Here is a 23,978-nt window from a genome sequence, read left to right as displayed (position 1 = left end):
GAGTTTCTCTTAATTAAGCAATAACATTTTTGACGCAGAAGAGCGATGGAATTTATATTTTCATGAATTTTCCTTCTATTTCAGCAAATAACGGCAATAATACATAAGAATTAAGCAATATATGCAATCACCTGTGAGTGATGGGGAATCAGCTTATAGGTAATGCGGATTACCAATATAAAAATTGGATAAGCGCTCTTATTCGTCAGCAGTTGACGGGAAACGGGCGAAGCGTCATAATTATAGGAAATTACTTTTACGGGGAACCTGTGTTGCAGCAATGTCACGGGTTCCATTTGGTATAGAAAGGACACGGAACAGATCAGAATGGGCATAGAGCAATTACTCGAGAAGGCCGGGGCATATATCAAAGAACCCGATCTGGTGCGCATACGAGAAGCTTACGAATTTGCTGATCAGGCCCACCATGGACAGACGCGAAAATCGGGAGAACCGTATATTCTGCATCCGCTTGCGGTTGCCGACATTGTTGTGAACATGCAGATGGACACCATCTCCATAATAGCAGCGCTTCTTCATGATGTAGTAGAGGATACTACGGTCTCACTTGAAGAGATCCGCAATCATTTCGGCAATACGTGTGCCATGCTTGTTGACGGCTTGACGAAGCTGGAACGTATTCAGTTTCGCTCCAAGGAAGAACAGCAGAACGAGAACTACCGCAAAATGTTCATCGCCATGGCGCAGGACATCCGTGTCATCGTGATTAAATTGGCTGACCGTCTGCATAATATGCGGACACTCAAGTTTCAGTCGGAAGAAAGCCAGCGCCGGATCTCATATGAGACGCTGGAAATTTTCTGTCCGATTGCGAACCGTTTGGGTATCTCTGCGATCAAATGGGAAATGGAGGACATCGCCCTCCGTTATTTGAATCCGCAGCAGTATTATCGAATTGCAAACCTGATGCACAAAAAGCGTGCGGAACGTGAGCAATATATTGATACGGTTATGGATGGGATTACGAACAAACTCGATGAGATGGGAATTCAGGCAGACCTTTCGGGCCGCCCAAAACATATCTACAGCGTGTTCAAGAAAATGACCACCAAAAACAAGCAGTTTAATGAAATTTACGATCTGCTTGCCATTCGTATTATTGTGGATAATATCAAGGATTGTTATGCTACCCTGGGAATTATACACACGCTATGGAAACCGATGCCTGGACGCTTTAAGGACTACATTGCGATGCCAAAGGCGAATATGTATCAATCGCTGCATACAACGGTAGTCGGTCCCAATGGTGAACCAACAGAAGTACAGATTCGGACATGGGATATGCACCGGACTGCTGAATTTGGTATCGCTGCACACTGGGCCTACAAAGAAGGCGCTGCGAACGGAAATCATTTTGAAGATAAGATTACGTTTTTCCGTGAAATTCTTGAACTTCAAAACGAAGCACAGGATGCTTCGGAATTCGTAGAATCACTCAAAATGGATTTCTTCTCGGATCTGGTATTTGTATTCACGCCAAAAGGAGAAGTTATCGAACTGCCGATCGGCTCTGTTCCTTTGGATTTTGCTTATCGAATCCATACGGAGGTTGGTAATCGGACCATTGGTGCCAAAGTGAACGGTCGAATTGTTCCGCTCGATTACCACCTGAAGACAGGCGATATCATCGAAATTTTGACGTCCAAACATTCTTACGGACCGAGCCAGGACTGGATAAAAATTGCGAAATCATCTCATGCACGAGCGAAGATCAAGCAATGGTTCAAGAAGGAACGCCGTGAAGAAAACGTTGAAAAAGGTCGGGATAGCTGTGAGCGCGAACTGAAACGCATGGGGCTTGATCCTTCTGCGTGGATGACCGATGACAAGTTGATGGAAGCTGCCAAAAAATATGCGTTTAACGATATTGATGACATGCTTGCAGCTGTTGGCTTCGGTGGGATTACTGCTGCACAGATTGTAACCAAAGCAACCGAAAAACTGCGTAAAGAGCAGGAAGAATCCAGTTTGCTGGAATTAAATTCCGAGATGCGCGAACTGAAACCTGCACCTGAGCGTAGGAATCGACCAACCAACGGTATTCGTGTCAAAGGCATTGATAATCTGCTTGTCCGATTCGCACGATGCTGTAATCCTGTACCTGGTGATGACATTATCGGATACGTTACACGCGGACGCGGCGTTTCTGTACACCGTAGTGACTGTCCGAATATTCCGACAAGTGCAGACGGAGAAGAAGCAGCACGCGTGATTGAGGTCGAGTGGGAAGAGAATATTGAAGCGAGTTACAGTGTGGATATTGAGATTACAGGCCATGATCGGAATGGCTTGCTCAATGAGGTACTTCAGGCTGTATCCGAAAGTAAAACCAATATATCTGCCGTTACAGGACGGACAGATAAAAATAAATTAGCATTGGTGCACGTCACAATTCTGATTCGTAATACGGATCATTTGCAATCCGTTGTAGAACGGATTAAACGGGTGAAAGATGTCTATTCGGTGCATCGGATTATGCAGTAAGGAGCCTGTAAGATGAGGGTGCTTGTACAACGTTGTAAAGAGGCTCAGGTGACCGTGGGAGACGAGCTGACAGGTAAGATCGAATTTGGATTAATGCTGCTCGTGGGCATTACCCATGAGGACACCGAGAAGGATGCCCAGTATCTGGCTGATAAAGTTAGTGGTTTACGGATTTTTGAGGATGATCAGGAGAAGATGAATCTCAGCCTGCTGGATGTAGGTGGAGCTGTATTATCAGTTTCCCAGTTCACCCTGTACGGGGATTGTCGCAAAGGAAAGCGCCCGAGCTTTGCGGCTGCGGCTCGACCTGAAGCGGCAGAACTGTTGTATGAAACGTTTAATCAGCTACTACGCGATAAAGGCATTCACGTTGAAACGGGTCGTTTCGGAGCGATGATGGATGTAACATTTACCAACTGGGGACCGGTGACTTTGATGCTTGAAAGTCCAGTTCGTCAGGAACCACGTGCATAATTTCATAAACTTCAGGCCATAATGAGGGATAATTCGTTGATAACTATTTCATGATCAAAGGAGTATCCAACCCATTATGCGCCAATCTGCGAAAGAAACACGTACTCGTACGGAACCTTTGGTATTCCCTGGAAACTTGAATGAATCATTGCATCTTGCCCGTGCAGCTGCTGAATGTGTTGCAACGATCTGGGCACTTCAGGATTCGGACAAAGGGAAGCAAACTTATCTTCCGCGATCTTGAATGTCTGCACAGGTATAAAAACATCCGAAATTTGGATTATACAGATTCTGAAAAGTCCTGGTTCGTAGTTATCGAATCAGGACTTTTTGTTGTGTGCTGTTATAAATTGCTCTGGTGAGGGTAATAACAAAACGAGGCACAACGAAGTGCCAATGTACTACAAGTCCCGATCTCTAAAGAAAGTTCGAACACGGAAAGGAGAACATACGTTATGAGTAAAGTTGCTTTTTTATTGGCGAATGACTTTGAAGATTCGGAGATGCAGGTTCCGTATGACGAAGTAAAAAAAGCTGGACATGAAGTGGAAATTATCGGATTAAAAGCGGGTGAAACCCTTAAAGGTAAAGGAGGAAAGGCCTCCTATACGGCAGATAAAGCGATCTCCGATGCATCCGCTTCAGATTATGATGCAGTCGTAATTCCTGGTGGATCATCCCCTGAGAATTTGCGAAGTGATGCGCACATCTTGAAGTTCGTCACCGAGATCAACAGTGCGAAGAAACCGATTGCAGCAATCTGTCATGGTCCACAGATTTTGGCAAGTGCCGGTCTGTTGAAAGGTCGCACGATTACATCCTATCCGCCACTTAAGGATGACATGGTAAACGCAGGGGCAGAGTTCAAGGATCATGAGGCTGTTGTGGATGGAAACTATATTACATCCCGCACGCCTGAAGATGAGCCAGCGTTTGTACGTGAACTGCTAAAAGTCATTTAACTTCACCCAGTTCCACTGACATACATGGATGTATCTTAACTACGTTACATCGTGAGGCTTACAACTTCACGTTGCATTTCATTCCGAAAAAGGAGGGTTTGACATGACAAAACATATTCAGGCGTATTTTCGAACCGAAGACGAGGCAGAGGGAGCAAGAACTTCGCTTCAGACGTTTCGTACAGAGCATTTGGAAGTAGGTCAACTGGACAGTGCGGTAGGTAGAGATACGCGTGTTATGGTGCCACTGGTGCCCTATAATACAGCAGGTGGCGTAGGCACCAACGGAGCAATGGGTGTAGGTGCAGCCCCAGGTGTTCCTGCCAGCGAAAATGTGATCCCTGTGGTAGCGAATGTGGACCGTGATGCAGAACGGGATTCTCGTGACAGAGTGAATGAGGATGGAGACTTGCTGAATGCAGCGGACGTGTCTTCGGCCGATTATGATGATCTGCATTATGTTCTGTCTGCCAAAGTGAGAGATGAGGATTATGACGAAATTGTTCATAAGCTTCGTTCCAACCATGCCTATGTGGAAGATTTGAATTAACGTGTAGATACCTCTTGGCCCTTGCACTGCTCGACCCACACAGTCGAGTGATGTGCAAGGGCTTTTTAATCATGAGTTATTAAAAAAACAAAATTATAAAGCGCTATCATTTTTGTAATATTACTGTAATATTAGTTACATAAGCCTTTAACATAGTGGGCTTATAATAACACACATGACCCCCTTTTTTTATATATCCTTTGAGCCTGCACACCGTGTGCAGGCTATTTTTTTTGAGCTGAGAATGTGTATGTTTTGGGCAAAGCTTACCCCTTTATTCAATTTTTGCTAGAATAGAGAGATGGGTTTATATATTCTACAGCGAATTGTAGGAATTCATCGCCAGAGTGATACGTCATATTCCAGATGAACATATACTCGCTGAAACGGCCCCGCCCTATTTATATAAGTGCGAGGCAGCCGTTTCTGCCCGATCGATGGAAATTGAAAGTTATATAGAATGCCTCGTTTGAGAATTAACACCTACAATGCTAAAGCAACAGAGTTCTCATGCGAACGGCTAGAGACAGATTTAAGGGGGAATTAGTTTTGAGTAAGGTTGGAAGAAATGATTTATGCCCATGCGGAAGTGGGAAAAAATATAAGAAATGTTGTCTGAACAAGGAGTCCTCTGCAGTAGAATCCATACTGGGGATGATATCAACGGAGCAACCGGTTCGGGAAGCCTCCATTCAGCCTGAGAGCAAGCTGACCTTGACCAAGCTGAAAAAAATGGTGGCAAGCGATTTGAAATGGGAGCATCCGGCTCATGAACAGCTGGCCCTGGAGACTATTGAGAACATGAGGAAACAATACGAGCCAGAGGTAATTTTGGAAGCTCTGGTGTTATGGAACGGCTACTCCCGTCAGACCCGCCCTACTGTGAAGAAGACAGGCTCGTTCTCTGCTGCAATTGAGTATTTGCTGTCCGAGGAATACGGCTTCAATGTCTCAAAGGCTGAGCTGGCTGATAAATATGAAGTAACGACAGGCACGATCTCCCGGAAGGTTAAGGAGATGAATAGTTACATCGAAGAATATGGCATGGGCGGCGAAACGGACGAGTTATTGATGCTGAACGGTCCAGGCACATCGAAAGACAAAGCACAGGCTCTGCTGTCTAAGGCGATGGAAGTGAGCTCTTCCAAACGTAGAGTACATCTGGCGGAAACAGCGCTGGAGATGTATCCTGACAGCTCTGATGCGTATCTTATTCTGGCTGAGGAATCGGACAATGAGCATGATGCACGATCTTACCTCAAGGAAGGAATCGCTGCTGGCAAACGTGAACTGGGCGAACTTTTCTTTGAGGAGAACAAAGGGGACTTCTGGGGGCTTCATGAGTCTCGTCCCTATATTCGGATATGCAAAAGCTATGCCGAATCCTGCTGGTTTGGTGGAGATGCCAAAGAAGCGTCACAAATCCTGGAGCATATTCTAGAGCTTAATACGGAAGATAATACCGGAGCACGTTACCTGCTCGCTGCTGTGTATTTGTACAGCAACCAATTGGAACAGGCAAAGCAATTGCTCGAGAAGTATGAAAAAGGTGACGCTGCAACTGCCTTTGCCTATGACAAGATTATTCTGGAGTATAAGAAAAACGGAATCACCTCCCAGCTCAAAATGCTGTACCGTGTAGCCCGGGGTGTGAACAAACATGTGCCTGATTACCTGTTGGGTTTGAAACGGCTGCCGCATAACCTCCCTGACTTTGTCCGAATGGGTGACTCCGACGAAGCGATTGAATATGTCATTATGCATTCCCGTTTATGGGCGAGCGCGCCGGATCTGTTGAAGTGGATGTTACAACAATAGCGTTATGTAGCGATAGAAGTTGGAATTCATTGGACGAATCCAGCTTCTATTATCCGTGATTTTTCTGGACGTCCCATCCCGTGCAGCGTGTGAGCAAAATTTTTTTAGAGCTATCTTTTCGTGTTAACCCTTGACTTTAGCACTGCGGTTCATTACAATCAGAAAATAATACGTTGACTATAGTCAATTTAGGTCGTTTCTTGAACTATATTATTGATTTGATGACGGGACCAAGTACTCCGTGCCCACATGACCAGAGAGGAATCCCCAGGCTGTAAGGATTCTCTTGATGAGCGGACGAATGACTTCCCCGAGAACAGACGGCGAACACAGCAGACATGATCTGTTGACCAGTAGCCGGCCTGCGCAGGACGTGCGTTACACGTAGAGCGGAATATCTGCTTGATCAGAATGCCTTGGGCAAACCTGAATCATCAGAGATCACCTGAACGGCTAAAGTGTCAGGTTTCCGGAATGTGGGTGGTACCACGGGTGAATGTATATTACACAATCTCTCGTCCCTTTGTTTGCTGTATAAACAGCGACAGGGCGAGGGATTTTTTTGTTATATAAGTTGATTTAAAAGAAATACACGAAAACGGAGAGGGCAGAAAAAACCTGTAAAAGCGAAGCGTTCGCCTTTATCACCGGATTTCAACATTATAAAATTAATTAAAAAAATCTGGGGATAACAGCGATTGTAAGGTTGTTCTGCCCGCGCAGTGATCACGTGTAGAATTTTTTTACTTTTAGAGAAAAAAATCAATGCTGGAGGGATCAAGATGGCTTTTCAAAAACCGACTGGAACGCAGGACTTACTGCCTGGAGTTGTCGAGAAATGGCAGTACGTAGAAGAAAAAGCACGAGATCTGTGTCGACGGTTTAATTACCGCGAGATTCGTACGCCGATCTTCGAACAGACTTCTTTATTTGTACGCGGTGTAGGAGAGACTACCGATATCGTTGAGAAAGAAATGTATACCTTTGATGACAAAGGCAATCGCAGCATGACTCTTCGTCCGGAGGGAACAGCGGGTGTTGTCCGTGCGTATGTAGAGAACAAAATCTATGGCGAACCGGATGTGAGCAAGCTCTATTATATCGGTCCGATGTTCCGGTATGAGCGTCCGCAGGCAGGGCGTCAGCGTCAGTTTCACCAGTTTGGTGTAGAAGCCATCGGTGCGCTGGACCCAGCAATTGATGCGGAAGTAATCGCACTGGGATACCAGTTGTGTGTAGAACTTGGCTTAAAGGATGTCAAAGTGGAGATCAACTCCGTTGGTAACTCGACCAGCCGCGCAGAATACCGCGAGACGTTACTTGGGTTCCTCAGACCGATGAAAGACAGCTTGTGCAAGGACTGTCAGTCCCGCATGGAGCGTAATCCGCTGCGTGTACTTGACTGCAAAGTCGATCAGGACAAATTCGTCGGGGCACCGTCCATACTGGATAGCCTGGATGAAGAGTCTTTGAATCACTTCGCCAAGTTGCAGGCATACCTGGATGATTTCGGTGTGGATTATGCTGTGAACAATCGTCTGGTGCGGGGCTTGGATTATTACACGCTGACTGCTTTTGAATTAAAAGCCCAAGGGATTGGAGCGATTGATACGGTTGGCGGCGGTGGTCGATACAATGGTCTCGTTGGAGATATCGGCGGACCTGATCAACCGGGTATTGGCTTCGGTATTGGTCTGGAGCGCATCCAACTGATACTGGAGCACCAAAATATTGAGGTTACTACGCTGGCTCCACTGGATGTGTACTTTGTTGCTCTGGGAGAGGCAGCTGATCGTGAAGTGAACCGTCTGTTGTTCAAACTTCGTCAGTCTGGACTGTCTGGGGAACGTGATTATCTGGGCCGCAAGATGAAAGCACAGATGAAATCAGCTGACCGTTTCAAATCCCGCTATACTGCCATCCTTGGTGATGACGAGCTGGAGCGTGGTGAGATCGCCCTCAAGTCGATGGATACGGGTGAGCAGCAAACTGTGAAGCTCGATGACCTGGTAGCGGCAATTCGGGAAGGTAAATAAGCACAAAGTGTTACATTAAGTCTTAAACATTCAAGTAAAACAATTGATCCGGCAAAATTACTGAGGTTCACCGACGATTCCAATTAACCGGAAGTTGGCGAGCCAGAGGTAATATGCCTTTTCGAATACATGGTCTACACGTAACCGGACTGTTGAAGAGCAGGCACTAACTGCCCATACAGAACGGAAATTCACATAATGAGGAGTTTGGTTATGAAAAGAAGTCATCATTGCGGCGCATTAACACCCGCACACATCGGTGAAACAGTAACATTGAACGGTTGGGTTCAGACCCGCCGTGACTTGGGAGGCGTACTCTTCATCGACCTGCGTGATCGCAGCGGGATTGTACAAGTTGTCTTTAACCCGGCTTACTCCGGTGAAGCTCTGCAAATCGCAGATCGCGTACGTAGCGAGTATGTTATCGCTGTAACGGGTAAAGTGGTTAAACGTGATGCAGAAACAGTTAACAAAAACCTGCCTACAGGCGAAATTGAAGTTCAAATCACAGAAATCGAAGTGCTCAATGCAGCAAAAACACCTCCATTCTTCATTGAAGATGGTGTCGAAGTTGATGAATCCCTTCGTTTGAAATATCGTTACCTGGACCTGCGTCGTCCGGAAATGTTCGAAACATTGAAACTGCGTTCCAAAGCATCCAAAGTGTTCCGTGACTACCTGGACGGAGAAGAGTTCGTTGAAGTGGAAACACCGATCCTGACCAAGAGCTCCCCGGAAGGTGCGCGTGATTATCTCGTACCAAGCCGTGTGCATGAAGGTGAATTCTTCGCCTTGCCACAATCCCCACAAATCTACAAACAATTGCTGATGGTGGGTGGCGTTGAGCGTTATTATCAGATTGCTCGCTGTTTCCGGGATGAGGATCTGCGTGCAGACCGTCAACCTGAATTCACTCAAGTCGACATCGAGACTTCCTTCCTGCAACAGGATGACCTGCTGCCAATGATGGAAGAACTGATGGCCAAATTGCTGCGTGAAACGAAAGGGATTGAGCTGGAACTGCCTTTCCAACGCATTACGTATGCAGATGCAATGGGTAAATACGGTTCAGACAAACCAGATCTGCGCTTTGGTATGGAACTGGTTGAAATGAACGATATCGTAGCGAACAGTGGTGTGAAAGTATTTGCTTCTGTCATCGAAAAAGGTGGAGAAGTGAAAGTGCTGAACGCTAAAGGCTGTGGCACATGGAGCCGTAAAGAGATCGATGATCTTGGACCATTTGCTGCACGTTACGGTGCGAAAGGTCTGGCTTGGATTCAAGTGAAAGACGGCGAGTTCAAAGGGCCAATCGTGAAGTTCTTCACGCCTGAAGAAATCGAAGCTGTCAAAGAACGTACAGGTGCTGAAGATGGCGACTTGCTGCTCTTCTCCGCAGACACCAAAAAAGTGGTTGCTGACGTTCTTGGCGCATTGCGTCTGAAAATCGGCCGTCAACTCGGACTGATCGATGACAGCAAATTCAAATTTGCTTGGGTTGTGGACTTCCCACTCCTCGGATATGATGAAGATGCAAAACGTTATGTGGCAGAACACCATCCGTTCACACGTCCAAAAGACGAAGATGTACATCTGTTCGACACTGATCCGGGTGCAATCCGTGCTCAAGCCTATGACCTTGTTCTCAATGGTTATGAAGTAGGTGGCGGTTCGATGCGTATCTACAAACGTGATGTTCAGGAGAAAATGTTTGCTGCCCTTGGACTCTCTACAGAAGTAGCGAATGAGAAATTCGGCTATCTGTTGGAAGCATTCGAATACGGAACTCCACCACATGGTGGTATTGCCTTTGGTCTGGACCGTCTCGTTATGTTGCTGGCAGGCCGCACGAATCTGCGTGAAACGATTGCCTTCCCGAAAACGGCAAGTGCAACGGATCTGCTCATGAATGCACCTTCCGAAGTGGATGACTCACAATTGGAACAACTTCACATCCGTGTAGCCCGTAAACCGGTAGCGGAAAAGAAATAAAGGAGGCATCGATTCTCAATGCTCCATCAATTTTCAAGAACAGAACTTGCGATCGGACCGGAAGGTCTGGACACATTGAAGAATAGTACAGTCGCTGTGCTCGGTATTGGCGGCGTAGGTGGAATTGCTGTAGAAGCTCTTGCCCGTAGCGGCGTTGGGCGCATCATTCTGATTGATAAAGACGTCGTGGATATCACCAACATTAACCGCCAGATTCATGCGCTGACCACAACAGTGGGACAGAAAAAAGCGGACCTGATGGTGGAACGTGTGAAGCTGATCAATCCGGAATGTGATGCGATTGCATTGAATATGTTTTACACGGAAGAAACGTACGAGGAATTGTTCAAATATGAACTGGATTATGTGTTGGATGCATCCGACACGATTATCTATAAAATCCATCTCATTAAAGAGTGCCTGAAACGTAAAATTCCGATGATCTCCAGCATGGGTGCGGCGAATAAAATGGACCCGACGAAATTCCAGGTTGCGGATATTTCGAAAACGACCATGGACCCGATTGCCCGTGTTGTGCGGACCACACTTCGTAAAGACGGCATTAAAAAAGGCGTGAAGGTAGTCTTCTCGACTGAAAAGCCGATGAAACCACGCGAAGACGTAACACAGAAAATCGTTCCCGAGAATGCTCCGGAAATTCGCAAGGCCAAACAGCCACCTGCGAGTAACGCATTCGTGCCTCCGGTAGCTGGACTGATTATGGTCAGTGTTGCGATTAAGGATTTGTTAGAGATTGCAGAGAACAAGCAGCAGTAACTTGCTACCAACTGAAGAAGCGTGGATGTCGATAAGACATCTGCGCTTTTTTGTGTAGATCATACGACCAAAGACGAAGCTACGGGACGTCAATCGTCTATGATAGCCGAACTGTATCTCTAGATAAATGTCAGAGTTACGTCATGTACTTCAAAGTCAAAACCGTGTATGATATTCACTGCTGCGCGAAATGATGATACATACATAATGAATTTGCGGCCATATAAGCTGAATAAGATTTACACAAGAACGAAGAGGACAGAAGAAACCTGAAGAAGCAGAGCGTTCGCCTTTATCACCAGATTCGTACATTTAAAAAATTTAAACAAAAAATCTGGGGATAACAGCGATCGGAAGGTTGTTCTGTCCGCGTAGTGGTAGAGTGTAAATACTCAGTTATTCAGCCTATATAGAGAGAGGGGAATAGAACGAAATGAAACACGGATGGATGACCAGAAGTCTTGGCATGGAGCCAGGAGACCAGTGGAAGAAGGAAGTTGTGGCGGGAGCCATTTCCTATTTTGCCGTGGTCTATATCGTTATGGTCAATGCTACAATTCTTTCCGATGCCGGAATGCCCTTGCAGGCAGCCATGGTTGGAACCCTGCTGACGTCCATTGCCGGCTGTCTGCTCATGGCATTTGGCGGAAAATCACCAATTATCGTTGTACCCGGAATGGGGATTAATGCATTTTTTACGTATACACTCGTACATTCCATGAAATTAAGCTGGCAAGAAGCGCTGGCTGTTGTTACCGTTACAGGTATACTGTTTGCCATTGTTGCGTTTACGTCACTATACAAAATGATCAGCGAAGCGATCCCGAAAAATCTGCAGCATGGCATTACGGTCGGGATTGGTTTGTTTCTGACATTTATCGGTTTGCAAAAAAGTGGAATTGTTATCGCACATCAAACTACGTTTGTCGCGATTGGGCATTTCAATGATCCGAATGTTATTACAGCCTGCGTTACGCTGGTGCTTGCCTTGATTTTATTTATACGAAATGTACAGGGTGGACTTCTCATCAGTATTCTGGTCGGCACAGGCCTTGCCTATGTACTTGGTGCAGTGAACCCGGGTGAATCCGTATCAGCGATGAATGCGCTGCGTCAATACGGCGGCTTGTTTGGCGAATTGTCTTTGATGAAGCTGGCTGATGTCGCGTTCTGGATCGCGGTATTTTTGCTACTGTTGATTGTGGTGTTCGAAAATATCGGATTAATTACGGCTCAGACACAGATGATTGGTCGTCCAGAGCGATTCAAAGGAAGTCTGCGTGCCCTATCTATTAGTACCGTGCTGGCAGGTGTATTCGGAAGCAGTCCTCCAGTTGCTGCAGCCGAGACTACAGCCGGAATTGCGGCAGGTGGACGCACAGGTTTGACTCCGCTCGTTACAGCCGTGTTATTCGGAGCTACGTTCTTTTTCATCCCGCTGCTCGGTTACATTCCGGACAGTGCGATTGCTCCCATTTTGATCATTATTGGTGGCCTGATGGTGCAAGGTGTGAAAGATATGGATTTTGGTGACTTCACAGAGGCATTCCCAGCATTTCTAATCATGGTCATGATTCCATTTACATATAGCATCGTGGACGGTATGGCGTTCGGATTTATTGCGTATCCTCTAGCGAAGCTGGCCGCAGGTCAAGGTAAACAGGTACCTGTAGTCATGTATGGCATCTCCATCCTCTTTTTAGCCAACTTTGTGTTGCATGGAGTTTTGTAATAACAAAAGGCAACGTCATGTAAGTTCATACGTATGATCTCTGGTGAGCAGATGGAGAACGGGAGGAACGGGAATGGAAGAGCAGCAACAAGCAGGGCAGAATGAACCGAAGGTAGGAAAAAAGGGATTTAAGGATTTCGTCAAGCTGATCGCTTCCACGAATCCGCCAAAGCTGATCCTGATTCTGGCCCTCATCTTAACCCTGATTCAAACAACAGCCGGACTGATCGTACCATTGATGACCAAAGGTCTGATTGATGGACTTACCACTTCGGCATTGAACAAATCTGTAATTTTATTGTTGCTGGGGGCATTTGTGATTCAGGCGATTGCCTCGGGCATTAGCATTTATATGTTAAATTACGCCGGACAACGCGTCGTAGCAACGCTTCGTACCAAGCTATGGAACAAGGTATTGTCGCTGCGAATGCCGTATTTCGATCGCAATCGGACAGGCGATACGATGAGTCGGATTACGAATGATACAAGCCAGATCATGACATTGATCGCAGATTATCTGGTTTCCTTTGTGTCGAACATCGTTGCCGTTGTGGGTGGCGTGGCATTACTATTTTATTTGGATTGGGTGATGTCGCTCATTATTCTGAGTCTGGTACCACTTACGCTGTTGATTCTATTGCCGGTAGGTAAGAAGATGTACAAGATATCCAAGAAGCAGCAGGATGAGATGGCAGGTCTTACGTCCGTACTTAGCCAGGTTATTGGCGAGATCCGCTTGGTCAAAGCCTACGGCACGGAGGAACAGGAAGTGGAAGCAGGGGATTCCCGGATTCGCAAAATGTTCGCTTTTGGCTTGCAGGAAGCACGCATCCTTGCTCTGATCGGTCCCTTGTTTACATTTGTCATGACTGCCGTGCTGGTCGTTATTCTGGGTGTGGGGGGGATGCGCGTAGCGTCTGGACTGTTGTCGCCTGGTGAACTGGTTGCGTTCATTTTGCTGTTGTTCCAGGTCATTATGCCTATGGGACAATTCACGACGTTATACTCCCGTTTGCAAAAAGTCGTAGGTGCAACAGAGCGCATACAAGCTATCCTTGCCGATGAGGAAGAGCCACATGACAGCACCAAGGTAGCTCCAAAAGGAAATGAGACGATTGAATTCCATGATGTACATTTTTCCTATGTTACAGGTGAAGAAGTGTTGCACGGTATCAATCTGACGGTACCTACACAAAAAGTGACAGCCATTGTCGGCCCAAGCGGTAGCGGGAAATCAACACTGTTTTCTTTGATGGAGCAGTTCTATATGCCCGATTCAGGCCACATTTCATATGGGGGACAAGCCATAACGGATTATTCGTTGGCCTCCTGGCGCAGCAAGATTGGGTATGTATCTCAGGAAAGTCCGCTTATGGCGGGCACGATCAAAGACAACATCACGTACGGATTGAACCGTGAGGTCACGATGGATGAGATAAGGCGAGCTGCTGAGATGGCCTATTCTGCCGATTTTATCGACAAGCTGCCACAGGGTTATGACACGGAAGTGGGTGAGAGGGGAATCAAGTTATCCGGGGGCCAACGTCAGCGGATTGCTATTGCTCGTGCCTTACTGCGCAGTCCGGATATTCTTATGTTGGATGAAGCGACATCCAGCCTGGACAGTACCTCGGAGTATGAAGTACAACAGGCTTTGTCCAACCTGATGGAAGGCAGAACCACGATCGTGATCGCGCACCGACTGTCCACAGTTGTGGATTCCGATCAAATTGTTGTACTGGAGCATGGACATGTTACCGGAACAGGAACCCATACAGAATTAATTAGCAATCATCAGGTATACCGTGAATTAGCGCAGAAGCAGTTTGTGGCACAGGAAGGACAAGATTGAAGTCAGAACCCAATTGATTACTATTTCAAAAGATAAGATTCAAATATAGTTCAACTTAAGACCGTTGTTCATTCGTTCAGTACGAGCGTGAGCAACGGTTTTCTTTTATGAGATCACCAGTTTGTTGTAGCTTTTTACACATCAATATGATATAGTGGGTATCCTTTTGCGTTGTAAGTGATTGGCGATGCAGAGCAAAACATATTCTTAGGAGGTAACTGAAACATGTCAGACAGCTTTCAAAGTGCCTATCAAGAAGAAGAGTACAGGTTAGAGCGAACGATGGAGGAAGTGGACAGTCAGCTGGAGCGACTGCAAAATATTCCGGTATACACCGGCCACGACTTCACAGAACAAGTGCTGGAAGTTGGACGCGAAGAGCGCCGCACCGCCTTGTCCAAGAGCGCGCAGCAACCCTATTTCGGACGCTTGGATTTCGAAGAACAGGGCAGTGGTGCACGGAAACCGCTGTATATTGGCAAAATCGGCGTAGACCGCGAAGAGGTGGGAGAGCATCCGCTCGTCATCGACTGGCGTGCTCCTGTCGCCAGCCTGTTTTACTCATTTACGGGAGGAGAAGCCTCCGCTACGTATGAAGCCCCGGAAGGGCTTATTGAAGGTCTGGTGTACCTGAAACGAAACGTTGTCATTCGGCAGCGGATATTGGAACGTGTGGCGGATACATACAACCGTGACAGCGACCAGCCAGCAGTATCGGATGAATTTCTCGTTTATCGTTTGGGAGAGAACAAGGATAACAAACTCCGTGATATCGTATCTACGATTCAGGCGGAGCAGGATCTGATCATTCGTGCGGCGCGAAATACCGCATTGATCATTCAGGGTGTAGCCGGATCCGGGAAAACAACGGTTGCCCTGCATCGGCTTGCCTTTTTGCTGTATCAGTACAAGGAGCAGGTATCTGCGGAGAAAATGGTGATTTTTGCACCCAACCATATGTTCCTGGATTACATCTCGGATGTGCTCCCGGAACTCGGAGTAGGGGACATTCAGCAGCGGACATTCCCGGACTGGGCGATGAACCTGCTGGGGTTGGAGATGCCTTTGGCGGATACGTCGGATACATTGAACACTTGGTTTGAAACACCAGATGCACGTCCTGAATTGAATGATGATGTACCTGGACGTTACAAAGGATCGATCCGCTTCATGGAGCTTATTCGAGAGTGGCTGTCGGGCATGGAAGAGGATTCTGTGCCGGATATGGACTTCAGTCCATGGGATGGTAAGGTGCTCAGCAAGACGGAGATTGAGAACTGGTTCGGTGAGGAGTACAAGCATTATCCGCTGGCCAAACGCAAAGAGCGGGTCATGGCGCGGGTTCACCGCTGGATTGAGATGGAACTCAAGAAACCGATGCCGGAAGCTGTGCGCAAAGAACGCAAGAAGAAAGCAGTAACTCGTGAGAAGGCCTATGCCAAAAAATGGCCTCAATATGAGCCGCTTACGCTATATAAACAGCTGTTCAAAGCTGCAAAGGGTGGCTCTGTGCCAGCCTCGCTCAGCGGGCTTATTCCAAAACTAGTCATGAAACAAACCGCAGCAGATCTGAAACAGGATATCGTACGTGAAGAGGATCTGCCTGCATTGGTATACATTCATACACTGGTCCATGATATTGAGGGTTCGGAGCGATTCGACCATATTGTGATCGATGAAGCGCAGGACTTTTCACCTTTCCATGTGGCGTTATTGGATCGTTTCGTCAAAGGGCATTCCTTCACCATACTGGGTGACTTGTCCCAAGGGATTCATGAGTACCGTGGTGTTCATGCGTGGGAAGAAATGAGTTCTCTGTTTCCTGAGGAACAGAATGCATACTTTGCATTGACCCGAAGTTATCGTTCGACGATGGAAATTATCGATTATGCCAATACGATTCTGGAACGTGGCGTCAAGAGCGGAATTACGGCGATTCCTGTTTTCCGTAGTGGTGATCCGGTTCGGACGTTGGCTTATGGAGGCGAAGGTCGGACGGAAAGTCTGGAGCAGGCATTGAAGGTGTTAACCGTCAAAGACTACCGAACGGTCTCTATCCTGACCCGTACCCTGCATGAAGCAGAGGTGCTTCACCGTGACCTACAGAGCGCAGGCTGGGATCTGAACCTGATCGATGGCGGCAAAAAGCAGTATACGGGTGGACACTCTGTTTTACCTGTCTATCTGTCCAAAGGGTTGGAGTTTGATGCCGTTATTGTGGCAGACGTAGATCAAAAGCATTATTTGCCGAATGCAGGTGATGCGAAGCTGTTGTACGTTGGTTGTACAAGGGCCTTGCACGAATTGTGGTTGTTCCACGAGGGTGTACTGCCGATCTATGCGGCTGCAACACATAATTCCGATGGCGAACCCGTAACCATTCAAGGTTGGCCTGAGCTCGGGTAAATAAATTTGCTTATACAACAAAAGGCATAGCGTTCATGGGAAAGTCCCATAAACGCATGCCTTTTTGCTTTTGTGCGAGAATCGCTTAATTTTTCGAGGAAGAACGATGAAGAAGTTCAGGGTTACGTTACGCTATTTCTCAATCTGGACGAGCGACGGTTCACCAGGAATATGCCGACACCAATAAATAAACCACCTGCCAATGCAAACCACTGGACTTGCTCTCCCAGCAAAAACCAACTCGACATTACACCAAAGAACGGTGCCAGGAACAAATAGGAACTGGTTTGGGCTGGGTCACTATTCTGTAGCAGATAAAACCAGAGTGAGAACTGGATGATGGAGCAAACAAGCGTTAACCAGAGCAGCACCATAACCGAGGTGGTATTCACTATAAAGTGAGGCTGTTCAGTCCATACGCTCAACAGCAGTAATGCAGCACCTCCCGCGAGCATCTGATAGGCAGTTAAGACAAAAGTATCGTAGCCATCGCCCCAGCGTTTGATAAGCAATGTGGACACGGCAAAGGAGACCGCACCGCCAAATCCAATCCAGGTTCCAGGGCTAAAACTCATCTGCCATCCAAAGGTTAACATAATCCCTACGAAGCCGAGCATTACACCGATCCACTGACTGAAGCGGTAGGTCACTCTATATAAGAGAGCACTGAGGATAATGACCAGTAGCGGATTGGTAAATGTAATAATGGCGGATTCGCCAGATGTAATCCAGTTCATGCTGTAGTAGGCGCAGCCCATCACTCCTGCCGATTGGAACAGGCCAATGAGGGTTATTTTCAACCATGACTGCCATCCAGTAGGCAAAGGACGTTTACGAAGGAACAAGGCCATCAAGCCACCTGCCAGTATATAACGTATGCCCATGAGCAGGAAAGGTGGAGCATATAGCATGCCGATCTTGCCGACTGGAAAAGAAGTTCCCATGATTAACGTTGTCAAAATGATCAAGATTGTATACTTCAAGGGTTTTATGGTGCGGGTACTTGTGATCAGAGCAACTCTATTTTTCCAGTATGTCATGTTGAACACTCCTTATCATCATCCAGTCAGATGACTGGTTTGGGATCTACATGAATTGTAGTCCGGTTTACATATGAAGTATAATGATTGGTAATGAAGTGGACATCATTTTGAATGATGTCAGAGTGGAGGGAACATGGAGAGCGGGGATCTAAGAATATTCCAGTGTGTCGCACAGGAAGGGAATCTGACCAGAGCTGCGTCTAAACTGGGGTATGTTCAATCCAACGTAACGGCACGCATCAGGCATCTGGAAGCAGAAGTGGGTACAACGCTGTTCATTCGTCATAACCGAGGCATGACGTTATCTCCAGCCGGAGAGGTGCTGCTGGCGTACGCGGATAAAATTATTGGTTTGCTGAATGATGCTTCCAAGGCGCTTCGAGCGACAAGTACACCATCCGGGGCGTTGCGAATAGGGTCTACACAGACTGCTGCAGCGGTTCGTTTACCTGAGCTTTTTGCAAAATACTATAGACAGTATCCCGAGGTGTCCTTGTCACTGGCTACTGGCAATTCGCAGATGCTTATTGATCAAGTCATTGGGTATGAATTAGAAGGAGCGTTTATTGGCTGTGCCTGTGATCATCCTGATATCGAGTCTATCAATGTATTTGATGAAGAGCTCTATGTGGTATCATCTGGTATGGGGCCGGAAGAAGAGCTTACCCGTAAACCGATCCTTGTCTACAGCATGGGATGCTCCTACCGACAAACGTTAGAGGAGTGGTTGCACTCAAGTGGGGTAAATCGTCCGGTGATTATGGAGTTTGGAACTCTGGAAGCGATTATTAGTGGAGTAACGTCCGGAATGGGGATTTCTCTGTTACCGGAGATTGTGATTCGGCAGCAAATCGAAAGTGGAAATCTTCGCAAACATTCGCTCCCTTCTGGCATAAGTCGAATGATGACTCGTTTTATTACACGAAAGGATGCGTTTGTCAGCAGTGCGCTTGGTGCATTTATGGCTATGTTACCGCGGGAGTATGATATGATAGAGAGTGGAGAACCATCAGAAGTGTAATTGTAATCAAGGCAAGGCAATCCGTTAAGGAAGTGATGAGCAATGGATTTATTTTCGTTTCAACAAGACTCAAAACCACAAGCCAGATTGCTCGCGGACCGCATGCGGCCAGAGCATCTGGATGAATATATTGGACAGGAACATATTATTGGACCGGGAAAATTACTTCGGCGCGCCATTGAGGCTGATCAGATTTCGTCAATCTTGTTATACGGCCCGCCGGGATGTGGCAAGACTACCTTGGCACATATTATTTCCCAGCAAACGCAAGGACAGTTCGTACGTCTGAATGCAGTGGAAGCTTCCGTCAAGGATGTGCGCGAAGTCATCGAACAGGCGCAAACGAACAAACAGCTGTATGGAACCAAAACCATTCTGTTCCTCGATGAGGTACACCGGTTTAACAGTTCACGTCAGGATGCGCTATTGCCGGCGGTAGAGAAGGGCACGATTATTTTTATCGGCGCGACAACAGAGAATCCTTTTCATTATGTCAATGGGGCCTTGATGAGTCGTTCCACCCTGTTCCAGCTGGAATCACTGAACAAGGAGCATTCTCTTATTGCAATGCGCAGAGCATTGAGTGATGCGGACAAAGGTTTGGGGTTCATGGAACTACAGGCGGACGATAAGGCGCTTGAACATATTGCTACGATGGCCAACGGGGATATTCGGCGTGCGCTTAACGCACTTGAACTGGCTGCCTTGACAACGCCACCGGAGAAGGATGGATCCATTCATATTACGCTTGGTGTAGCAGAAGAGTCTATTAGGCGCCCCATTGTGAAGGCAGATGAATCCACCCAGTATGATGTACTGTCTGCATTTCACAAGAGTATTCGGGGTTCCAGTGATGCGGCGTTGTTCTGGTTTCTATACGCGGTGGAGAAGCTCGGCATGGACCCGATGACCTTCATTCGGCGCTTGATCGCAGCGAGCAGTGAAGACATTGGACTTGCGAACCCGCAAGCCATGACACAGGCCATTGGAGCGCTTGATGCGTATCGGAATAACGGCTGGCCCGAAGCCAAGCTGAACATTGCACAAGCGATTCTGTTCGCGGTCGAAAGTCCAAAATCCAATGCGGTGTACACCGCCATTTCCAAAGCCATGAACGCGATTGATGAGGTGAAATCGGCAGAAGTTCCGCTTCACTTACGAGATACGCATTACTCAGGTGCCGTGAAGCTTGGACATGAGGGCTATCAATATCCACACAACTATCCGGGACATTACGTGAAACAAGAATATTTGCCAAAGCAGCTCTCACGGAGAGTATTTTATGAGGCCACGGAGCAAGGTAATGAATCGAAGATCAGGTTGAACCAACAGCGGCGTAGGGATTTGTAAGATCAGTCAGATCACTCGGGAGATGCACATAACATGAAAGAGCTTTTGTATATAGGAGTAGGTGGATTTCTCGGTACCTTGACCCGATATGCCATACAGTTAGGGATACCAGCTGCTCATATGGGTTTTCCTTGGGCAGTGCTGCTAATCAATGCGATTGGCAGCCTTTTTTTGGGTTGGTTCTTTACCATAGCTGTTCCAGGCAAAATAACACCACAACTCCGACTTGCAATTGGTACAGGTTTTACTGGAGCATTTACGACATTCTCCACGTTTACACTGGATATTGTTCGGTTATCCGAGGGTGGAGAATGGGTCAAAGCTGCGATTTATATGATCGTAAGTCTGTTGGCAGGGTTGTTGCTCTGTGCGCTGGGAATGAGCCTTGGACAGCGTATGTTGGGAGCACAAAGACAAGAGGGTGATGTCTCATGATCTTGTGGATTGGGTTTGCAGGTGTGCTGGGTGCGGTATTACGTTTCAGTCTGGGCAAATGGGTCTCTGGCTTGCTGGGGACGGCTTTTCCATGGGGAACATGGATCATCAATATCAGTGGTTCACTGCTGCTTGGATTGTTATATGGTTGGCACCAATCACAGATGATATCAGATGGAATCTGGCTGATGTGGGGAACCGGCTTTTGCGGTGCGTACACTACATTCTCCACCTTTGGCTATGAAACGTTAGGACTTATGGGTAGACAACGATACGCTAGAGCGGCGCTCTACGTCGGTAGTTCGGTTGTAGTTGGGGTGTTGGCCGCCTGGGCAGGAGTCTGGTTGACTGCATAACGAACTATTTTTAATTTTTTTGCAAAGAAAAGCAGGAAAAAAGCCATCCTTCATGGTATTACATGAAAGACGGCTTTTTTAATAGGGATACACGGTATTGTGTATAATCCGCATTGTAATGGACAAGCTCTATTATTGCATCGCGGGTACAGGTACTTTTTGCACCTGATCGATCGTACCCCCACCCAGGCAGACTTCCCCGTCGTAAAAAACAACGGCTTGTCCTGGCGTAATGGCTTTTTGCTGCTGGTCAAATTGTACATCCACACTTCCATCTTCCTGCCAGGTCAATGTTACACCTTGATCCGGCTGACGATAGCGGAACTTGGCAGTACAACGGTATGGCACATTAGGCATGTGCTCTGCACCAGCAATCCAGTTCACACCTGTTGCGGTTAGACCAGTGGAGTACAGGCTCGCATGGGCATCGCCCTGAACAACAAGCAGTTGATTCTTCTCCAGATTTTTGTCTGCAACGAACCAGGGTTCACCATTGCCGGAACCGCCAATGCCAAGACCTTGGCGCTGTCCAAGTGTGTAGTACATCAGACCGTCATGACGGCCTTTGACTTCACCAGTCGCGATATCAACCATGTCTCCGCCTTTGGCAGGCAGATAGTTACTCAGGAACTCTTTGAAATTGCGCTCGCCGATGAAGCATACACCTGTACTATCTTTTTTCTTCGCGGTATACAAGCCAGCCGCTTCTGCGATTTTGCGTACTTCCGGTTTGGGCAGGTGACCAATCGGGAACATGGCTTTGGACAGCTGGTTCTGATTGAGTGCATTAAGGAAATACGTCTGGTCCTTATTGTTATCCACACCACGCAGCAACTTTAACGTGCCATCTTCTTCAATCAGGCGAGCATAGTGTCCTGTAGCTACATAATCTGCGCCGAGATCCAGAGCTTTGTTCAGGAATTCACCAAATTTGATCTCACGATTACACATGACATCCGGATTTGGCGTGCGGCCCGACTTATATTCATCAAGGAAATAGGTAAATACTTTATCAAAATATTCTTTCTCGAAGTTGACAGTGTAATAAGGAATACCGATCTGTTCACATACGCGGCGTACATCCTCTGAATCTTCTTCAGCGGTACAGTGGCCGAACTCGTCGGTGTCATCCCAGTTTTTCATGAAAATGCCGATGACATCGTAACCTTGCTCTTTCAGCAGCAGCGCGGTAACGGAAGAATCGACACCTCCGGACATGCCAACGACGACCCGTGTATTTTCAATTGTTTTGGACATCGTTATCACCATTTCTATATATAAATGTGTTTCGCTTCTTATTCTAGCATAACCGGACTCAAGATACGATACACCCGGCCAATTTTGGATAGTGTCCACCACAGACGCACATTTTGGAATATCGTCAATCTTTCTTTTCCATAAAGCATGCAGATATGTTAACATTAGCTGAGGGTTATGATCGGAATACGGAGGATTAGAAGGTTTATGCTAATCTCAATGCATCTCCGCTGTGGACAGATCGTGGAACAGACGGTCATGGACTACAGGATAAAATATAAAGTTTCCAATCGTTTCTGAAAATTGAAAGAGGTGACTCCTTTGAAAATATCGACAAAAGGCCGTTACGGCCTCACAATCATGATGGAGCTGGCTGCCAGAACAGGCGAAGGCCCTACATCACTTAAAAGCATTGCCGAGCGTAACCAGCTCTCAGAACATTACCTGGAGCAACTGATTGCTCCACTGCGTAATGCAGGACTGGTGAAGAGTATTCGAGGTGCTTACGGCGGTTATATTCTTGCAGGTGATCCTGCAACCGTGACTGCAGGCGACGTGATTCGTGTACTGGAAGGACCAATCTCCCCAGTAGATTTCACGGAGGAAGATGATCCGGCGAAGCGTGATCTATGGTTGCGTATCCGTGACGGCATTGCGGAAGTGTTGGATTCCACGACACTGAAAGACCTGATTACCTTCCAGGATCAAGAGAAAAAAGACAGCTACATGTTCTATATTTAAGATCATTCATTCGCATCACAGAACACAATAAAGCCCCCAACTTGGGGGCTTTAGACATGCCAATGGGTACTTTGTTCTGTTCTTCAATTTCTACAGATTATTTTAATTGAGCAGGGCTATGTATTCAGCCGCGGGATTTACAAGATGGTCAGTGTGAACCTAACTGGATCACTTGTGAATCAGCGACTTTTTAAGGTTTCTATATCAGCTTCCATGCGTAACTGACGGCGATTCAAAATATCAATGCTGTGCTGATGGGTATTCAATTCAGTAGTTACTTTGCGTTCAGAGGCGGAGTGGGAAGATTCAAGCCGTTTCGTAACGGTCAATGTTTCCAGAACAGCTTGTTGAAGAAGCGGAATGTTTTTAGTTTGTTCCTCAATGGTGTCCAATCTGCTTTCCATGGTATTCAATCTGTCATCGACAGTGTCTAGTCTGCTCTCTACGGCACCGAGCCTCTCTTCCATAGCATCAAGCCGGTGGTCTATTTTTCCAAGATGTCCATCAATGCTGTCGAATCGTTTGTCCATTTGTTGAAGCTGATTCAGAATCTGCCCGAGAATGGGATCACTCATGTCTCTCTCTCCTTTTTGAAATGGATATATAACATTATACACGAAGATGTGACAATAGAGCATCCGTTTCAGTTTCCAATTTTGACAGTTTGCCAT

Annotated in this window: 20 protein-coding genes; 17 read left to right on the top strand and 3 right to left on the bottom strand. The window is 46.8% G+C overall.

Annotation, left to right across the window (positions count from 1 at the left end; translation table 11 throughout):
• The first annotated feature begins 327 nt into the window (after positions 1-327).
• From PAHA3_RS17790 to PAHA3_RS17740, 12 genes are all read left to right on the top strand, one after another.
• Positions 328-2,505, top strand: a complete 2,178-nt coding sequence (locus tag PAHA3_RS17790) for a RelA/SpoT family protein (protein ID WP_062835889.1) — start codon at positions 328-330, stop codon at positions 2,503-2,505.
• A 12-nt stretch (positions 2,506-2,517) separates the two neighbouring features.
• Positions 2,518-2,979 carry a D-aminoacyl-tRNA deacylase gene (gene dtd / locus PAHA3_RS17785; protein WP_062835888.1) on the top strand — a complete coding sequence of 154 codons (462 nt, stop codon included), beginning with the start codon at positions 2,518-2,520 and terminating at the stop codon, positions 2,977-2,979.
• A gap of 76 nt (positions 2,980-3,055) precedes the next feature.
• Positions 3,056-3,223: a hypothetical protein gene (locus PAHA3_RS30510; protein ID WP_167350899.1), complete on the top strand. Its 168-nt coding sequence runs from the start codon at positions 3,056-3,058 to the stop codon at positions 3,221-3,223.
• A 211-nt stretch (positions 3,224-3,434) separates the two neighbouring features.
• Positions 3,435-3,941, top strand: coding sequence for a type 1 glutamine amidotransferase domain-containing protein (locus tag PAHA3_RS17780; RefSeq protein ID WP_062835887.1), 507 nt, complete (start codon positions 3,435-3,437; stop codon positions 3,939-3,941).
• A 103-nt stretch (positions 3,942-4,044) separates the two neighbouring features.
• Positions 4,045-4,491: a hypothetical protein gene (locus tag PAHA3_RS17775; RefSeq protein WP_062835886.1), complete on the top strand. Its 447-nt coding sequence runs from the start codon at positions 4,045-4,047 to the stop codon at positions 4,489-4,491.
• Between the two features lie 549 nt (positions 4,492-5,040).
• Positions 5,041-6,309, top strand: a complete 1,269-nt coding sequence (locus tag PAHA3_RS17770; RefSeq protein ID WP_062835885.1) for an SEC-C metal-binding domain-containing protein — start codon at positions 5,041-5,043, stop codon at positions 6,307-6,309.
• A gap of 782 nt (positions 6,310-7,091) precedes the next feature.
• Positions 7,092-8,345, top strand: a complete 1,254-nt coding sequence (gene hisS / locus PAHA3_RS17765; RefSeq protein ID WP_017686789.1) for a histidine--tRNA ligase — start codon at positions 7,092-7,094, stop codon at positions 8,343-8,345.
• 213 nt (positions 8,346-8,558) lie between these two features.
• Positions 8,559-10,337, top strand: a complete 1,779-nt coding sequence (gene aspS, locus PAHA3_RS17760; protein ID WP_036616911.1) for an aspartate--tRNA ligase — start codon at positions 8,559-8,561, stop codon at positions 10,335-10,337.
• A gap of 18 nt (positions 10,338-10,355) precedes the next feature.
• Entirely contained in the window at positions 10,356-11,114 is a 759-nt protein-coding gene (locus tag PAHA3_RS17755; RefSeq protein ID WP_062835884.1) for a tRNA threonylcarbamoyladenosine dehydratase, read from the top strand.
• 433 nt (positions 11,115-11,547) lie between these two features.
• A complete protein-coding gene (locus PAHA3_RS17750) occupies positions 11,548-12,846 on the top strand; it encodes an NCS2 family permease (RefSeq protein ID WP_062835883.1) in 1,299 nt (432 codons plus the stop codon).
• Positions 12,847-12,919: 73 nt separating this feature from the next.
• Positions 12,920-14,698 (top strand): ABC transporter ATP-binding protein, encoded by a 1,779-nt coding sequence (locus tag PAHA3_RS17745; RefSeq protein ID WP_062835882.1) that lies wholly within the window; start codon positions 12,920-12,922, stop codon positions 14,696-14,698.
• A 225-nt stretch (positions 14,699-14,923) separates the two neighbouring features.
• Positions 14,924-17,104 (top strand): HelD family protein, encoded by a 2,181-nt coding sequence (locus tag PAHA3_RS17740; protein WP_062835881.1) that lies wholly within the window; start codon positions 14,924-14,926, stop codon positions 17,102-17,104.
• Positions 17,105-17,226: 122 nt separating this feature from the next.
• Here PAHA3_RS17740 and PAHA3_RS17735 read toward each other — a convergent pair whose 3' ends face one another.
• Positions 17,227-18,144: a DMT family transporter gene (locus PAHA3_RS17735; RefSeq protein WP_082762843.1), complete on the bottom strand. Its 918-nt coding sequence runs from the start codon at positions 18,142-18,144 to the stop codon at positions 17,227-17,229.
• 136 nt (positions 18,145-18,280) lie between these two features.
• On the opposite strand from PAHA3_RS17735, the gene PAHA3_RS17730 reads away from it, so the two are divergent.
• The 4 genes from PAHA3_RS17730 to crcB (PAHA3_RS17715) are packed head-to-tail and all read left to right on the top strand — an operon-like array spanning position 18,281 to position 21,309.
• Entirely contained in the window at positions 18,281-19,168 is an 888-nt protein-coding gene (locus PAHA3_RS17730) for a LysR family transcriptional regulator (protein ID WP_062835880.1), read from the top strand.
• A gap of 42 nt (positions 19,169-19,210) precedes the next feature.
• A complete protein-coding gene (locus tag PAHA3_RS17725) occupies positions 19,211-20,518 on the top strand; it encodes a replication-associated recombination protein A (protein WP_062835879.1) in 1,308 nt (435 codons plus the stop codon).
• A gap of 33 nt (positions 20,519-20,551) precedes the next feature.
• Positions 20,552-20,953 (top strand): fluoride efflux transporter CrcB, encoded by a 402-nt coding sequence (gene crcB, locus PAHA3_RS17720; RefSeq protein WP_062835878.1) that lies wholly within the window; start codon positions 20,552-20,554, stop codon positions 20,951-20,953.
• Entirely contained in the window at positions 20,950-21,309 is a 360-nt protein-coding gene (gene crcB, locus PAHA3_RS17715) for a fluoride efflux transporter CrcB (protein ID WP_062835877.1), read from the top strand. Before crcB (PAHA3_RS17720) ends, crcB (PAHA3_RS17715) begins: the two co-directional genes overlap by 4 nt.
• A 132-nt stretch (positions 21,310-21,441) precedes the next feature.
• On the opposite strand, the gene mnmA is transcribed toward crcB (PAHA3_RS17715), so the two are convergent.
• Positions 21,442-22,566 carry a tRNA 2-thiouridine(34) synthase MnmA gene (mnmA, locus tag PAHA3_RS17710; RefSeq protein ID WP_036616942.1) on the bottom strand — a complete coding sequence of 375 codons (1,125 nt, stop codon included), beginning with the start codon at positions 22,564-22,566 and terminating at the stop codon, positions 21,442-21,444.
• A gap of 321 nt (positions 22,567-22,887) precedes the next feature.
• Here mnmA and cymR point away from each other — a divergent pair, with 321 nt between their 5' ends.
• Positions 22,888-23,307 (top strand): cysteine metabolism transcriptional regulator CymR, encoded by a 420-nt coding sequence (gene cymR, locus PAHA3_RS17705; RefSeq protein WP_062835876.1) that lies wholly within the window; start codon positions 22,888-22,890, stop codon positions 23,305-23,307.
• A 179-nt stretch (positions 23,308-23,486) separates the two neighbouring features.
• Here cymR and PAHA3_RS17700 read toward each other — a convergent pair whose 3' ends face one another.
• Positions 23,487-23,882, bottom strand: coding sequence for a hypothetical protein (locus PAHA3_RS17700; RefSeq protein WP_062835875.1), 396 nt, complete (start codon positions 23,880-23,882; stop codon positions 23,487-23,489).
• Between the last annotated feature and the right edge of the window lie 96 nt (positions 23,883-23,978).

Source organism: Paenibacillus amylolyticus (assembly GCF_001570725.1).
Classification (GTDB): Bacteria; Bacillota; Bacilli; order Paenibacillales; family Paenibacillaceae; genus Paenibacillus; species Paenibacillus amylolyticus_A.
The sequence above is the reverse complement of the archived record's forward strand: the minus strand, read 5'-3'. Positions and strand labels throughout refer to the sequence as shown.

Excerpts from the sequence above, each read along its gene's own strand:
- PAHA3_RS17735 (WP_082762843.1), bottom strand. The coding sequence starts at position 18,144 with ATGACATACTGGAAAAATAGAGTTGCTCTGATCACAAGTACCCGCACC.
- PAHA3_RS17700 (WP_062835875.1), bottom strand. The coding sequence starts at position 23,882 with ATGAGTGATCCCATTCTCGGGCAGATTCTGAATCAGCTTCAACAAATG.
- PAHA3_RS17750 (WP_062835883.1), top strand. The coding sequence starts at position 11,548 with ATGAAACACGGATGGATGACCAGAAGTCTTGGCATGGAGCCAGGAGAC.
- crcB (WP_062835877.1), top strand. The coding sequence starts at position 20,950 with ATGATCTTGTGGATTGGGTTTGCAGGTGTGCTGGGTGCGGTATTACGT.
- PAHA3_RS30510 (WP_167350899.1), top strand. The coding sequence starts at position 3,056 with ATGCGCCAATCTGCGAAAGAAACACGTACTCGTACGGAACCTTTGGTA.
- PAHA3_RS17755 (WP_062835884.1), top strand. The coding sequence starts at position 10,356 with ATGCTCCATCAATTTTCAAGAACAGAACTTGCGATCGGACCGGAAGGT.
- PAHA3_RS17775 (WP_062835886.1), top strand. The coding sequence starts at position 4,045 with ATGACAAAACATATTCAGGCGTATTTTCGAACCGAAGACGAGGCAGAG.
- PAHA3_RS17730 (WP_062835880.1), top strand. The coding sequence starts at position 18,281 with ATGGAGAGCGGGGATCTAAGAATATTCCAGTGTGTCGCACAGGAAGGG.
- PAHA3_RS17790 (WP_062835889.1), top strand. The coding sequence starts at position 328 with ATGGGCATAGAGCAATTACTCGAGAAGGCCGGGGCATATATCAAAGAA.
- mnmA (WP_036616942.1), bottom strand. The coding sequence starts at position 22,566 with ATGTCCAAAACAATTGAAAATACACGGGTCGTCGTTGGCATGTCCGGA.
- PAHA3_RS17745 (WP_062835882.1), top strand. The coding sequence starts at position 12,920 with ATGGAAGAGCAGCAACAAGCAGGGCAGAATGAACCGAAGGTAGGAAAA.
- aspS (WP_036616911.1), top strand. The coding sequence starts at position 8,559 with ATGAAAAGAAGTCATCATTGCGGCGCATTAACACCCGCACACATCGGT.
- PAHA3_RS17725 (WP_062835879.1), top strand. The coding sequence starts at position 19,211 with ATGGATTTATTTTCGTTTCAACAAGACTCAAAACCACAAGCCAGATTG.
- crcB (WP_062835878.1), top strand. The coding sequence starts at position 20,552 with ATGAAAGAGCTTTTGTATATAGGAGTAGGTGGATTTCTCGGTACCTTG.
- PAHA3_RS17740 (WP_062835881.1), top strand. The coding sequence starts at position 14,924 with ATGTCAGACAGCTTTCAAAGTGCCTATCAAGAAGAAGAGTACAGGTTA.
- hisS (WP_017686789.1), top strand. The coding sequence starts at position 7,092 with ATGGCTTTTCAAAAACCGACTGGAACGCAGGACTTACTGCCTGGAGTT.
- dtd (WP_062835888.1), top strand. The coding sequence starts at position 2,518 with ATGAGGGTGCTTGTACAACGTTGTAAAGAGGCTCAGGTGACCGTGGGA.
- PAHA3_RS17780 (WP_062835887.1), top strand. The coding sequence starts at position 3,435 with ATGAGTAAAGTTGCTTTTTTATTGGCGAATGACTTTGAAGATTCGGAG.